Origin of the sequence: Candidatus Tisiphia endosymbiont of Mystacides longicornis, assembly GCF_964031095.1 — a bacterium.
Taxonomy (GTDB): domain Bacteria; phylum Pseudomonadota; class Alphaproteobacteria; order Rickettsiales; family Rickettsiaceae; genus Tisiphia.
This window is the reverse complement of the sequence record NZ_OZ035004.1, coordinates 143656-158707: the sequence shown is the minus strand read 5'-3', so window position 1 is coordinate 158707 and position 15052 is coordinate 143656. Positions and strand designations below refer to the sequence as shown.

The 15052-nt window shown below is 35.4% G+C and carries 11 protein-coding genes and 1 tRNA gene; 8 read left to right on the top strand and 4 right to left on the bottom strand.

The window, feature by feature from the left end; translation table 11 throughout:
- Window positions 1-176 precede the first annotated feature (176 nt).
- The 5 genes from ACQH6S_RS00920 to ACQH6S_RS00900 all read left to right on the top strand — a co-directional run bounded on the left by ACQH6S_RS00920 (window position 177) and on the right by ACQH6S_RS00900 (window position 11233).
- Window positions 177-1271 (top strand): efflux RND transporter periplasmic adaptor subunit, encoded by a 1095-nt coding sequence (locus ACQH6S_RS00920; protein WP_341749121.1) that lies wholly within the window; start codon window positions 177-179, stop codon window positions 1269-1271.
- Window positions 1272-1399: 128 nt separating this feature from the next.
- Window positions 1400-6277: a hypothetical protein gene (locus tag ACQH6S_RS00915; RefSeq protein ID WP_425364614.1), complete on the top strand. Its 4878-nt coding sequence runs from the start codon at window positions 1400-1402 to the stop codon at window positions 6275-6277.
- An 8-nt stretch (window positions 6278-6285) separates the two neighbouring features.
- Entirely contained in the window at window positions 6286-9297 is a 3012-nt protein-coding gene (locus ACQH6S_RS00910) for an efflux RND transporter permease subunit (RefSeq protein WP_425360553.1), read from the top strand.
- Between the two features lie 275 nt (window positions 9298-9572).
- Entirely contained in the window at window positions 9573-9821 is a 249-nt protein-coding gene (locus tag ACQH6S_RS00905) for a hypothetical protein (RefSeq protein ID WP_341758049.1), read from the top strand.
- 302 nt (window positions 9822-10123) lie between these two features.
- Complete coding sequence (locus tag ACQH6S_RS00900) at window positions 10124-11233, top strand: IS66 family transposase (RefSeq protein ID WP_425364395.1); 1110 nt, start codon at window positions 10124-10126, stop codon at window positions 11231-11233.
- Here ACQH6S_RS00900 and tnpB (ACQH6S_RS00895) read toward each other — a convergent pair.
- On the bottom strand, window positions 11230-11583 hold the full coding sequence (tnpB, locus tag ACQH6S_RS00895; protein ID WP_341752109.1) for an IS66 family insertion sequence element accessory protein TnpB: 354 nt from the start codon (window positions 11581-11583) through the stop codon (window positions 11230-11232). The two genes, ACQH6S_RS00900 and tnpB (ACQH6S_RS00895), sit on opposite strands and share 4 nt — an antisense overlap.
- Window positions 11571-11987 carry a hypothetical protein gene (locus ACQH6S_RS00890; RefSeq protein ID WP_425364613.1) on the bottom strand — a complete coding sequence of 139 codons (417 nt, stop codon included), beginning with the start codon at window positions 11985-11987 and terminating at the stop codon, window positions 11571-11573. The genes tnpB (ACQH6S_RS00895) and ACQH6S_RS00890 overlap by 13 nt, the downstream gene beginning before the upstream one ends.
- A 14-nt stretch (window positions 11988-12001) precedes the next feature.
- On the opposite strand from ACQH6S_RS00890, the gene ACQH6S_RS00885 reads away from it, so the two are divergent.
- Both ACQH6S_RS00885 and tnpB (ACQH6S_RS00880) read left to right on the top strand, forming a co-directional pair.
- Window positions 12002-12427: a hypothetical protein gene (locus ACQH6S_RS00885; protein WP_341758053.1), complete on the top strand. Its 426-nt coding sequence runs from the start codon at window positions 12002-12004 to the stop codon at window positions 12425-12427.
- Entirely contained in the window at window positions 12415-12768 is a 354-nt protein-coding gene (gene tnpB / locus ACQH6S_RS00880; protein WP_341752109.1) for an IS66 family insertion sequence element accessory protein TnpB, read from the top strand. Before ACQH6S_RS00885 ends, tnpB (ACQH6S_RS00880) begins: the two co-directional genes overlap by 13 nt.
- Here the strand turns inward: tnpB (ACQH6S_RS00880) and ACQH6S_RS00875 are convergent.
- Window positions 12765-13874 carry an IS66 family transposase gene (locus tag ACQH6S_RS00875; RefSeq protein WP_425364395.1) on the bottom strand — a complete coding sequence of 370 codons (1110 nt, stop codon included), beginning with the start codon at window positions 13872-13874 and terminating at the stop codon, window positions 12765-12767. The two genes, tnpB (ACQH6S_RS00880) and ACQH6S_RS00875, sit on opposite strands and share 4 nt — an antisense overlap.
- A 302-nt stretch (window positions 13875-14176) precedes the next feature.
- Window positions 14177-14425 carry a hypothetical protein gene (locus ACQH6S_RS00870; protein ID WP_341758049.1) on the bottom strand — a complete coding sequence of 83 codons (249 nt, stop codon included), beginning with the start codon at window positions 14423-14425 and terminating at the stop codon, window positions 14177-14179.
- Window positions 14426-14822: 397 nt separating this feature from the next.
- On the opposite strand from ACQH6S_RS00870, the gene ACQH6S_RS00865 reads away from it, so the two are divergent.
- Window positions 14823-14912: transfer RNA gene (locus ACQH6S_RS00865), tRNA-Ser, on the top strand.
- Window positions 14913-15052: the final 140 nt, after the last annotated feature.

Below are 15052 nucleotides of genomic sequence, written 5' to 3'. Positions count from 1 at the left end.
GTCGCTCCATTGCTCCTAGCCCCAAATTCTCCTAAGTTGACTATATTGCCGGCAGACTCCTATGGAGAAGAAAATGCTACCCCTTATAAATCAAGGGATGTTTAATCAAATAACATAGAGTTATAAGAAACTAATTTATAAAGGTTATTTTCTCAAGACTCTCAAGGTAGGTAGATATGGCGTTAATGAGTCGAAGAAAAGTTATATATGGGATATTATTTGTTATAACAGCGATTGTTGTGGTGATAGTTTTTATCAAAAAAGCAAATGATAAACAAATCCCCGCTCAGCAAGTTGATAATCAAGCGACCATGGTTCCTGTTGAGGTGGTTAAGGCTCAATATTCAGAAGAAACAAATGATATATTGGTTACAACAGGCAAAACCTTGCCATATGAAACACATGCAGTTAAAGTCAATGTAACAGGGAGAATTAAAGAGCTTGATTTGCCGATAGGTAGTTATGTCAATAAAGGTGATATTTTAGCAGTATTAGATACCACGCAAATTGACTACCTGATTGAACTGGCAAATGAAGAGTATCGTCTTAAAGAGAAAAAAGCTAATGCGATGAAACAGCTATCAGATAAGAATCTCATTAGCTATACAGAATATGTAAACCATCGCATAGAATATCTTGATGCTAAACATAAATATTATACATTACTTGATGACAAGACCAATCATTATATTGTTGCTCCGTTAAGTGGCATTGTTGAACGAAAACTTGTTGCTGACGGAGAGCTTGTTACACAAAAGGATAAAATTGCCGTTCTTTACGATATTCATATTATCAAGGTTGCATTTGAGCTCGATGAGAGCGACTATCAGAAATTTAAAAGTTCTCCGGATAGCTATGTTAACATCTATATTCCTGCTTTAGATTTAGCCCTTAAACTAAGCGATTTTAAAACTTCAGAAATTGCTCAAGAGAAGAATCACTCAGTCTATATTGAGGCGTTTATTCCAAATGATGACAATTCAATCACGCCTGGCTTATTTGTTAATGTAAATGTTGTTTTCAATAGCAATAAGCAACGGATAAAATTACCAAACTCAGCTATCTTTTTTGAATCCTATTATTTTGTCTACGTTATTGAAAATAATATAGCTAAAAAAGTAAAGGTTGAAATAGGTGATAGTGATAGTCAAAGTGTAGAGGTAGTTAGTGGCATCAAACCAAATGACCAAGTGGTTATTTCAGGAAAAAAGGGATTGGGTGATGGGGCTAAGGTTCTGATTGAAGATGAGACAACTAGGTCAGAATTATAATATAAGAATAATGAAAATAGCTATTAGTGGATCATAAAAATCTGCTATATTATAGAATACTTAGTAATAGGGTAATGTTAACTTCCCCTTATTTATATTGAAAACTAAAACAAATATTAATTAGATAAATGAAAAAACTATACTTTTTTATAATACTATTATTCTGTAGTTCTGTTCATGCTGGTGAGGTTGATAATCCAGCTCAACTTAGGAGAATGAATGTAATACAAGCTGGGGAAATACAGACACTAAACAAGAAAAAACAGGCTCTTGAGCAAGAACTGAATGAGAAAAAGGCAGAGCTAGAAGATTCCAAAAATAATAATAACGATAATAATAGCTCGAGTAATTCAAATTCTTCATCAAGTACTGGGCAAAGAGCTGCTCCTAGTAATAATCCTACCCCGGAACAATATACTGGTAGTAATAAGCGTATTACTCAAGAGGATACAAACCCTCAAAGGGATTTTAAAAAACATGTAAATGAAGATGAAAATCTTGATATTACTACAAAAGAGCAAAATACTAAAACTAATCAATCACCAAGTCAGGTAACTGAGAATTCTAGTCAACAAGCAATAATTTTAGATGATAATAAGCAACCAGACAGCCAAATTGTTCAAAGGGAAGAAGTAAATTTAGAACGGCAAGCACCTTCAGAAAATACTGTGAAATTGCATGAGGAGGATATCAAAGCAGCTGAAGAAAAATTAGCAAAGTTACTAAGCAACATAAATGATTTGGATGATAAATACACGAAGAAAAGACTAGAACTTGAGAAACTAGAAAAATTAGAATCCCAATTATCTAAGCAACCTGAGATAAAAACTAATTCATTTAGTCAGCAGGCTCAACAAAATAGAGGTGGTTCACAAGATGATTCAAAGGTAAAAAAGGAATTGCTTGCTAATAATTCACAACAACAGATGGCAGGTTTTGTTCAAAAAGAACCAGAATTAAAGAATGCACAGGCTGAGGTTAAAGCAGCTGAAGCTATAATACCAAAGGAGGACAAGGTATTAGCAAAGGCTACTGAAAAAACACAACAACAGACAAAAGTTTTGCCTCGACAACAAAATGCTGCAGATCAAGCTGCAAAAGATGAGGTAGATAACGCTGCACAAGTTAAGAGAGCAGCTTTGGATAAAGAAAAAGCTGCAGCGGTTAAGCAAGAACAACAACGGAAAGCAGATTTGGCTGCAAAAGACGCAGATTTACATAAGGCTAATGATATAATACGGCAACAGACAGCAGACTTGGATATACAAGCATCAGCTTTGAATAAAGCGGTTCAAGATAAGGATCAGGCAAAGAAGAGTTTAGCGGCGGCTAATGAAACAGTACGGCAACAGACAGCAGATTTGGCTAAAGCGAATAAAGAGAAAGATGAAGCGGTTAAAGCTGCAGCAGATGCACAGACTGTGATAGCAAAGAAAAATGAGGAATTAGACGCTTTGAATAAAAAACAAGATGCTGTACAGGCTGCGATGAAAGAGAAAGACAAGGAATTAGAAGATACTAAACTACTTGCCAAAACTGAACAAGATAATTTGCAAAAAGTTCAGGCTAAGCTGGATAAAGCGGAGCAAGATGTACAACAACAGACAGCAGCTTTGACTACACAAGCAGCAGATTTGGCTGCAGCGGTTCAAGAAAAGGAGCAGACGGAGAAGAACTTAGCAGCGGCTAATGAGACAACACGGCAACAGAAAGAAGACTTGGATATACAAGCATCAGCTTTGAATAAAGCGGTTCAAGATAAGGATCAGGCAAAGAAGAGTTTAGCGGCGGCTAATGAAACAGTACGGCAACAGACAGCAGATTTGGCTAAAGCGAATAAAGAGAAAGATGAAGCGGTTAAAACTGCAGCAGATGCACAGACTGTGATAGCAAAGAAAAATGAGGAATTAGACGCTTTGAATAAAAAACAAGATGCTGTACAGGCTGCGATGAAAGAGAAAGACAAGGAATTAGAAGATACTAAACTACTTGCCAAAACTGAACAAGATAATTTGCAAAAAGTTCAGGCTAAGCTGGATAAAGCGGAGCAAGATGTACAACAACAGACAGCAGCTTTGACTACACAAGCAGCAGCTTTGGCTAAAGCGGAGCAAGAGAAAGATGCAGCGGTTAAGGCTGCAGCAGATGCACAGACTTCGATGGCAAAGAAAAATGAGGAATTAGAAGCTACTAAACAACTTGCACAAACTGAGCAAGATAAGTTGGATAATTTGCAAAAAACTCAGACTGAAGTTCAGGCTAAGTTGGCTACAGCGGAGCAAGTTGTACAACAACAAGCAGCAGAGTTGGCTAAACAAGCAGCAGCTTTGGCTAAAGCGGAGCAAGAGAAAGATGCAGCGGTTAAGGCTGCAGCAGATGCACAGACTTCGATGGCAAAGAAAAATGAGGAATTAGACGCTTTGAATAAAAAACAAGATGCTGTACAGGCTGCGATGGCAGAGAAAGATAAGGAATTAGAAGCTACTAAACAACTTGCACAAACTGAGCAAGATAAGTTGGATAATTTGCAAAAAACTCAGACTGAAGTTCAGGCTAAGTTGGCTACAGCGGAGCAAGTTGTACAACAACAAGCAGCAGAGTTGGCTAAACAAGCAGCAGCTTTGGCTAAAGCGGAGCAAGAGAAAGATGCAGCGGTTAAGGCTGCAGCAGATGCACAGACTTCGATGGCAAAGAAAAATGAGGAATTAGAAGCTACTAAACAACTTGCACAAACTGAGCAAGATAAGTTGGATAATTTGCAAAAAACTCAGACTGAAGTTCAGGCTAAGTTGGCTACAGCGGAGCAAGTTGTACAACAACAAGCAGCAGAGTTGGATAAACAAGCAGCAGCTTTGGCTAAAGCGGAGCAAGAGAAAGCTGAAGCGGTTGAGAAAGAACAACAACAGAAAGAAGAGTTGGCTATACAAGCAGCAGCTTTGGCTACAGCGAAGCAAGAGAAAGCTGAGGCGATTAAAGAGACGAAAGATTTTGCAGCAGCTGCGGCTACAGCACAAGGACATGTACAGAGTCTAGCGAGACAGTTAGATGAAGCGGCTCAAGAGAAGGACAAACTGGGGAGAAAGTTAGCAGAGGCTAATGATAAAGAACAACAACGGAGAGAAGAGTTGGTTGCACAAAACGAAGAGTTACAGTCGGTACGGGAGCAGTTGACTGCAACGGAGGAAGAGAATGCTGAAGTTGTTCAAGCTATGCAAACCGCAAGACAACATTTAGACGATTTGATTGGAAAAGAAGAAGAGTTAAAGGGTATTAAAGAGAGTTTTGCTGTATTGGAGCAAGCTTACGAAGATGCGATAGCAAAACAAAAAGGTGATGCACAAAATAAGTTACAGGCGGATAATACAAACGACCAAACTGATCTTGCCAATCAACGCGATAAATTAGCTAAAGATTTAAAGGCAACAAAGGATAAGTTAAACAATGCACGAGCTAAGATAGCACATAATAATCCACAATTAAAACCAAATTCGGTAAAGAAGAAAAGAGTTAACGTTTCACTTCCGTCTAGTGGAGCAAGTAATACACCTTTAAATCAGAAGCAAAATGCTGCAACTATAGACCCTCAGGCAAAAAATTTATTGGCTGGGGCTAATAAGAAGCTTGAGGATGCTAGGCAAGAGGCTAGAACAATAGAGAGCCAAGCAGATATAATAAAAAAAGAGGCTGATAAGAAACTTGAGAGAGCTAGGCAAGATGCTAGAATGAAAGAGAGCCAAGCAGATGGAATAAAAAAAGAGGGTGAAAAGAAGGTTGTGAGTGCTAGGCAAGATGCTAAAATGAAAGAGAGGCGAGCAGATGGAATAAAAAAAGAGGGTGAAAAGAAGGTTGTGAGTGCTAGGCAAGATGCTAGAATGAAAGAGAGCCAAGCAGATGGAATAAAAAAAGAGGGTGAAAAGAAGGTTGTGAGTGCTAGGCAAGATGCTAGAATAAAAGAGAGCCAAGCAGATGGAATAAAAAAAGAGGGTGAAAAGAAGGTTGTGAGTGCTAGGCAAGATGCTAGAATAAAAGAGAGCCAAGCAGATGGAATAAAAAAAGAGGGTGAAAAGAAGGTTGAGAGTGCTAGGCAAGATGCTAGAATGAAAGAGAGGCGAGCAGATGGAATAAAAAAAGAGGGTGAAAAGAAGGTTGAGAGTGCTAGGCAAGATGCTAGAATGAAAGAGAGCCAAGCAGATGGAATAAAAAAAGAGGGTGAAAAGAAGGTTGTGAGTGCTAGGCAAGATGCTAGAATGAAAGAGAGGCAAGCAGATGGAATAAAAAAAGAGGGTGAAAAAAAGGTTGAGAGTGCTAGGCAAGATGCTAGAATGAAAGAGAGGCAAGCAGATGGAATAAAAAAAGAGGGTGAAAAGAAGGTTGTGAGTGCTAGGCAAGATGCTAGAATGAAAGGGGGCAAAACAACTAAGGGGACAAAAGAGATGATGACCCCAAATGTTCATCAAAGAGAACTTGCAAAAACCCTGAAAACGCAAGAGGCTTTAAAGTCAAGCTCAGGAAATCAAGTGGCTAAGAGTGAACAAGTGACTGGAGAAGTAAGTGACTACTCTCCATTGGTCAAGACTCCAAGCAGACTACCGGTAAGACAGGGAAAGGAACTAGCAGTTAATGATAAAGGTCGATTAATAATACAAGAACAAGATCAACATCAACATCAAAAATTACTTAAACCAAAAAATGAAGTTGTGGAGTTAAAGCAAGAAGGCGGGGTACAACCGTTCAATAATCTAAAAACTATAGATGAAACTGTACCCCCTGATACCAAGAGTTCAATTAAAACAGAACCAACTGCGGAAATTGCAGAGCTAAAGAAATTGAAATTTGAGGTAATCAGTCCAGAGATAGTGGTAGGAGCTGCTGTTACTAAAATCGAAAAAAAAGGAGGGGCAAATACCAAGCATAAATCCAGCGTTATGGAAAGAAAAATACCAATAGTAGTACCTAAAGCAGTAGAGTTTAAAAAAACTGGATTGAAGAAAGTTGGGCAACAATAAATGGATATATGATAAAAAAATTGTTGGAACATAGCAGTATTTTTGTGGTGATCAATATTGTGGTGGTGCTGCTTGGGATATACGCATATTTGCAGCTGAAAATTCAACTTTTACCCAATATCCCTGCTTCAAATATTTACATTTCGATCATCAACCCGAACGTCAGACCGGATTTGATAGAGAAATACATTACTAAACCTTTTGAAGAGGTTTTTTCACATGTTGATGGTCTTGAGTCGATTCTTGCTGTTAGTCAGCTAGGAGAAAGTAAAATAACGTTAAGTATTGCCAAAAAAGTTCCGATAGAACAAGCAATTAACCAAGTTAGAGATTTGATACTAAAAAATAAGGCTCTCTTGCCAGAGGGAGCTAAAGACCCGATAATCTCGACTGAAAGCTTTTCTGCTTTACCAATGATGTATATTGCTGTGGGGTCTAATAATAATTTGTTAGTTACCGCTGAGGATATTGAAACAATCAAGAAAAAGCTTAAATATGTTGATGGTGTAGCCAATTCATCTGGTTTTGGTGTGACAGAAAAAGTGGTTAATATCGATATTGATCCGGAAAAAATTGCAAAATATTATATTCCTTTAGATAGTGTCCTTGCTTCGTTAACACTACAAAATACTGATTTTTCTGGTGGTAAATTATCAAATCAATATAAAACAGAGTATATATCTTTTGATACGACAATCAATAAGTTGAGTGATTTTGGCGATATCAATTTGGAAAGTAATAATGTTGCTATAAAATTAAAAAATATTGCTAGCATTACGCTATCAGATAAAGAGGCACTTAGTTTTGCCTATTTTGGCACGAATAAAATTGTTTTATTAGGTATTTTTGCTAAGTCAGATGCCAATCCAGTTGATGTATCAAAAAATGTAAAACATTTCCTAGAATATTACGAAAAAGCTAATCCACACTTTACCTTTCAGGTTGTTATTGATGATAGCCAAGATATTTTACAAGCTTTTCAAGAAGTGAAAAAAACTTTGATTGAATCGGTATTGTTGGTGTCAGTAATTGTTTTACTGCTAATGGGATCAGTGCGATATTCAATTATTGCAATCTGTGCAATTCCAGTCTCAATGGCTGCTTGTTTGGTTATGCTATATTTGTGTGGTTTTACACTCAACTCGATAACGATGTTGGCAATGGTCTTGGCTATAGGGTTGGTGGTTGACGACTCTATCGTAGTGATTGAGAATGCTGAACATTACTATCAGAAAAATAAAAATGCTTTAACTAGTATATTGCAAGCAATTTATGGTCTCTTTTTATCTGTTTTAATATTGATGCTTACGCTAGTAGTAATATATATCCCTATTTTGTTTATTAAAGGAGAGGTAGGAAAAATTTTACAGGAATTTTCTCTATCAATCATTGCTTGTTTAGTGATGTCCTTTATCGTGGCGTTTACTTTAACACCTATATTGTTCTTAAAACTAGCAAATAATACGCATGAAAGCAAATTTGCTCAAATTGTTAATAAGACGCTGGATATGATTACGGACAAATATAAAAGTTCTTTATTTTTTATTATACGCTATGCCAGAGTATTTTTATTCTTAGTAACTATAGTTGTAGCAGCTGGTACATATGTTGCATCAAACTCTATGAAAATAGAAATTGAGCCATTTGAAAAAAAAGATATGATTATACTTACCAACATCTTTATGCCTAATACCAGTTTAAGTTATATCCATCGTTATATGGAGAAAATTACTAAAATAGTCAATAGTAGTGATAATATTAAATATACCCTAAATATTGAAGAATCGCCACGTTCAACAATTTGGATAATATTAAAAGATAAAACTAAAGCGGTGCAAACCTTGCATGAAATTGAAGCTAAACTCGCAAGAATAGCAGTAGGTGGAGATGTTTCAGTGAAGTTTGCCCAGGGGAAAAATACTGGTTCAGCAAAGGGTAACGTTGAGTTGAGCTTTTATGTCAATAACCATTCATCTATGGAGAAGGCTTGGCAGGATGTTCATTTTATACAGGCTAATTCACAGAATTTATTTACTAGTGTTATAGCTATTGCGACTTCACTTGTGCAAGATTATAAAATTTGGTGTAATCAAGATAAATTATTCAAATATGGCTTAAGTCAGAAAGATATATCAAATACTTTAGATATTCTGTTTAATGCTAGAAAGATAGGAAACTTTAAGCATTATGATAATACTTATGATGTTGTTGCTAAATCAGACCCTAAATTTGGTAAAATGCTAAGTAATATACAAAATATGTTTATTACAACACAGAAAAATGGAGAAAACCTTATTCAGCTTAAGGATATATGCGATATTGATAGGGTAAATACAGTTAATCAAATTATGCGTTATAATGAGCAGTATTCCATTGAAGTAATTGCCACTGCTAAACATGGCGTTAAATTGCAAGATGCAGTGCATTCTATTGATCAGTTAAATAGTAAATTGCCAAGTGATAGTGATATTAGCTATAGTGAACAAACGAAAATGCTTATTGATTCAACATCATCATTTACATTACTAATTTTAGTATCTGTATTTGGACTCTACTTATTAATGTTTGCACGCTTTAACGATTTAATGCTATCATTTATTATTCTAATTGGAGGAATTCCAGCTGCTTTAAGTATAGCTTTATTGAGTTTATATTTTACTCAAGGGGGGTTAAATATCTATACTCAAATATCACTTATCACATTAGCGGGATTAATGACTAAGCATAGTGTATTGTTATGTAGTGCAATGCATCAAGGGAAAGGAGGGATAAAATCAATAGTAACAGGAGCCACATCAAGAATCAGGGCAATTTTAATTACTTCTCTGGCTATGAGTATTGGCTTGCTGTCACTTTTCTTTGATAGTGGGAATTATGCCAATAGTCGCTTCCAAATGGCTATGGTTCTAGTAACAGGCATTGCTGTTGGATCGATATTAACACTTTATGTAACCCCTTTACTTTATATTAGTTTTTATCGTATTCGTTACCAACAACAGCTGTCGAAAGTTAGAAGGTAGAGCGGGTTTTAGGTAAGCATCTGGTGAGAGTGGTTTATCAATTGGCATAAGTTTGTAGTAATATTATTTGAGAATAAAATAATTATAGAAATACAAACAATTGTATACTTGCAGCAAAACTGCGTAACACTATCTAATTTCTTTGCTAGTATGAATTTATTGTATAAATTTGGATTTCTACTATGCAAATATCACCGATTAATAAAAAACAGATTAATAAAAAAACTAGTTGAAAAAGTAGCAGTCATATTATAATATTTGAAATATTAATAATAATGATAATTAATCAAATGAAAAAACCAAAAGTAGCGACCTTAAGTGCTGAAGAACGAGAAGAACTAATACAGCATGTCAAGGAAAGTTCATTAACGGGAGATGAACAGCAAACGATAGTAGAGCTTGTGAAATTTTGTAACGAGCTAATAGACAAGCTAGCATCATCAAATATCAGTATAAATAAGCTTAAGGAAATGCTGATTGGTTTTAAGGCAGATCACAAAAAAAAGATAGTTCAGATTCATTAAAAGAACCGCCAGGTGAATCTGATAACGGGAATGGTGGTAATGAAGGAGAGTGCGATAAGCCCAAAAAGATAGATCGTAGTAATTGGCAAGGTAAATATGGGTTTGATGATTATAAGGATGCGAATACCAGCTATTTAACTCCTGAGAATTTTTGTAGTGGTGATAGCTGTCCTCACTGCTATAATGGCAAACTATATAATAGTGAAGCTAGAAAATTGCTACAATTTACAGGTAATGCTCCAATTACAGTCAACAGATATGTAAAGAAAACGTTACGCTGTAATGCTTGCGATTATACAGTTATGAACAATAAAAATATCAACAAATGGACAAATAGTAGCAGAAGTGCAATAGTGTTACAAAAGACCTATGGTACTCCTTTCTACCGTTTATCTAGGCTACAGAGTTTAAGCGGGGTTCCTATAGCATACAGCTCGCTCTGGCAACAATATTTAGATGTTTGGCAAGAAGGTGGTGGAGCTGAAATTTACGGGGTATTATTGGAAATGGCTGCCGAATGTAGTTCACTGAACCTTGATGATACTAGAGCTAGGATTTTAGAAATTACTATAGCCAATAAAAAATTACGTACTCAAAATAAGAAAGGACGCAGCTGTTATACTACTACAATATGTGCTAAGACTGCAAATAATGAGGTAATAGTTTTATATTTTACCGGTAATAGGCATGGTGGAGAAAATATAGGTAACGTACTAAAGAATCGTAAGAATAGAACAGATTCTATCCAATTAATGACTGACGCAAGTAACAATAATAACCCGGTATTATCAGAAGCAGATAAAGAATTACTGGCAATAATAGTGATGATCAATTGTTTGTCACATGGTCAGAGAAAATTTACAGAAAATGAACTATATTACCCTGAAGAATGCGGATATTTTCTCAAACAAACACGTGGGATTTACCACAATGAACATCAATGTAAAGAGATGAGTCCTGAAGAGAAACTTGGGTATCATCAGGAACATAGCAGTAAATATATAGAAAACATATATAACAAAATAGACGAATTATTTAACGACAAGAAAGTTGAGCCTAATAGTAGGCTTGGACAAGCTATGAAATATTGGATAAATAATAAAGAAGGTTTGACCCAATTTTTAAAAATCCCAGTTAGCAATCTTGATAATAATTGGGCTGAGAGATCACTGCGTACCATTATTTTACAAAGGAAGAATTCATTATTCTTTAAAACAATCAATAGTGCTGAGATACATAGTGGTCTGTATAGTATAGTAAAGACTTGTAGTGAGAACGAGATCAATGCCTTTAAATATTTAAATTGGCTACAAGAGCATAGTAGCAAAGCAAAGAAGCATCCTGAGGATTATACGCCTTTTGCCTATGCAAGATATATGAATAATACGGAATTAATCGAGACAGCAGCTTAAACGACAGGAAGCCAATCATTAGAGAATTTGGCAGAACTAGGATCGCCATTATGAATAAGAATGTGTAAGGTTCTATAACAAATTTGGTAAGATGAATTATCAGATGGGAAAAGTTTTGCCGTAAATTTACCTTTGGATAGGCGTTTAGAGCATAGCCAAAAGCCTTGACCGTCAAAGGACAAAATTTTAATGGCAGTTCTGTTTTTATTATAGAATAAAAACAAGGAACCATTAAGAGGGTCAGAAGAAAGTTTTTGTCTACAAACAGCGATTAAGCCATCGATACCCTTGCGAAAATCGATGGCAATAGTGGCAACAAAAATAACTGACGCCGGGGTTAGTTGCAGCATAAAAATGTCTGAATTATAGTTTTTGGCTCTAGTGTTTGGATAATAAGCTTGGTACCATTTGGTTTAATAATGTGACAAGTATAGTGATTTTGCTTGGGAGCAGCTACAGGATCGGTATCTATAGAATTTACTAGTTGAAATGGGAGAAAATTAATATTTTGTTGTAGGGATTGATTTGAAGTTGAGACAGAAGAAGTTTTGATGGTAGGTTCATGGGCTTTTTTAGTTGAACTAATTGTTGCTTTATTAATATTAAGATGTTTAGCTATCTCTTGGTAAGAATAATGATGGAGTAATTGGTGAACTAATTCCTTTAGATGGTTTGGTATAGGATCAAACGTATACTTGCAGCAAAACTGCATAACTTTATCTAATTTTTTTGTTAGTATGAATTTTTTATACATTTGGGTTTCATACTATGCAAATACCATCGATTACTATTGAGCAAGTAGCTCAGCAATTTAAAGCTTGGCGTCAAACTAAAACTAATAAGTTTGATCCTATACCAAACCATCTAAAGGAATTAGTTCACCAATTACTCCATCATTATTCTTACCAAGAGATAGCTAAACATCTTAATATTAATAAAGCAACAATTAGTTCAACTAAAAAAGCCCATGAACCTACCATCAAAACTTCTTCTGTCTCAACTTCAAATCAATCCCTACAACAAAATATTAATTTTCTCCCATTTCAACTAGTAAATTCTATAGATACCGATCCTGTAGCTGCTCCCAAGCAAAATCACTATACTTGTCACATTATTAAACCAAATGGTACCAAGCTTATTATCCAAACACTAGAGCCAAAAACTATAATTCAGACATTTTTATGCTGCAACTAACCCCGGCGTCAGTTATTTTTGTTGCCACTATTGCCATCGATTTTCGCAAGGGTATCGATGGCTTAATCGCTGTTTGTAGACAAAAACTTTCTTCTGACCCTCTTAATGGTTCCTTGTTTTTATTCTATAATAAAAACAGAACTGCCATTAAAATTTTGTCCTTTGACGGTCAAGGCTTTTGGCTATGCTCTAAACGCCTATCCAAAGGTAAATTTACGGCAAAACTTTTCCCATCTGATAATTCATCTTACCAAATTTGTTATAGAACCTTACACATTCTTATTCATAATGGCGATCCTAGTTCTGCCAAATTCTCTAATGATTGGCTTCCTGTCGTTTAAGCTGCTGTCTCGATTAATTCCGTATTATTCATATATCTTGCATAGGCAAAAGGCGTATAATCCTCAGGATGCTTCTTTGCTTTGCTACTATGCTCTTGTAGCCAATTTAAATATTTAAAGGCATTGATCTCGTTCTCACTACAAGTCTTTACTATACTATACAGACCACTATGTATCTCAGCACTATTGATTGTTTTAAAGAATAATGAATTCTTCCTTTGTAAAATAATGGTACGCAGTGATCTCTCAGCCCAATTATTATCAAGATTGCTAACTGGGATTTTTAAAAATTGGGTCAAACCTTCTTTATTATTTATCCAATATTTCATAGCTTGTCCAAGCCTACTATTAGGCTCAACTTTCTTGTCGTTAAATAATTCGTCTATTTTGTTATATATGTTTTCTATATATTTACTGCTATGTTCCTGATGATACCCAAGTTTCTCTTCAGGACTCATCTCTTTACATTGATGTTCATTGTGGTAAATCCCACGTGTTTGTTTGAGAAAATATCCGCATTCTTCAGGGTAATATAGTTCATTTTCTGTAAATTTTCTCTGACCATGTGACAAACAATTGATCATCACTATTATTGCCAGTAATTCTTTATCTGCTTCTGATAATACCGGGTTATTATTGTTACTTGCGTCAGTCATTAATTGGATAGAATCTGTTCTATTCTTACGATTCTTTAGTACGTTACCTATATTTTCTCCACCATGCCTATTACCGGTAAAATATAAAACTATTACCTCATTATTTGCAGTCTTAGCACATATTGTAGTAGTATAACAGCTGCGTCCTTTCTTATTTTGAGTACGTAATTTTTTATTGGCTATAGTAATTTCTAAAATCCTAGCTCTAGTATCATCAAGGTTCAGTGAACTACATTCGGCAGCCATTTCCAATAATACCCCGTAAATTTCAGCTCCACCACCTTCTTGCCAAACATCTAAATATTGTTGCCAGAGCGAGCTGTATGCTATAGGAACCCCGCTTAAACTCTGTAGCCTAGATAAACGGTAGAAAGGAGTACCATAGGTCTTTTGTAACACTATTGCACTTCTGCTACTATTTGTCCATTTGTTGATATTTTTATTGTTCATAACTGTATAATCGCAAGCATTACAGCGTAACGTTTTCTTTACATATCTGTTGACTGTAATTGGAGCATTACCTGTAAATTGTAGCAATTTTCTAGCTTCACTATTATATAGTTTGCCATTATAGCAGTGAGGACAGCTATCACCACTACAAAAATTCTCAGGAGTTAAATAGCTGGTATTCGCATCCTTATAATCATCAAACCCATATTTACCTTGCCAATTACTACGATCTATCTTTTTGGGCTTATCGCACTCTCCTTCATTACCACCATTCCCGTTATCAGATTCACCTGGCGGTTCTTTTAATGAATCTGAACTATCTTTTTTTTGTGATCTGCCTTAAAACCAATCAGCATTTCCTTAAGCTTATTTATACTGATATTTGATGATGCTAGCTTGTCTATTAGCTCGTTACAAAATTTCACAAGCTCTACTATCGTTTGCTGTTCATCTCCCGTTAATGAACTTTCCTTGACATGCTGTATTAGTTCTTCTCGTTCTTCAGCACTTAAGGTCGCTACTTTTGGTTTTTTCATTTGATTAATTATCATTATTATTAATATTTCAAATATTATAATATGACTGCTACTTTTTCAACTAGTTTTTTTATTAATCTGTTTTTTATTAATCGGTGATATTTGCATAGTAGAAATCCAAATTTATACAATAAATTCATACTAGCAAAGAAATTAGATAGTGTTACGCAGTTTTGCTGCAAGTATACGATCAAACTTATTAGTTTTAGTTTGACGCCAAGCTTTAAATTGCTGAGCTACTTGCTCAATAGTAATCGATGGTATTTGCATAGTATGAAACCCAAATGTATAAAAAATTCATACTAACAAAAAAATTAGATAAAGTTATGCAGTTTTGCTGCAAGTATACTATTATTTGAGAATAAAATAATTATAGAAATACAAACAATTTAATGCTATAGTCACATGACTTGGAGAGGTGGCCGAGAGGCTGAAGGCGACGGTTTGCTAAACCGTTATACGGGTAACCGTATCGAGGGTTCGAATCCCTCTCTCTCCGCCATTCGGTACGAGTTGTCGTTTTTTCAAAAATATCGAACGGGAAACGTAGAGAGGTCTCAAGTTTTTTGCCCCTAAGCTCCAGGTTCTGAAATACGAATTTTATCATTTTGCGTTTTTGGGGCATTTCAGAACCTTTGAAGG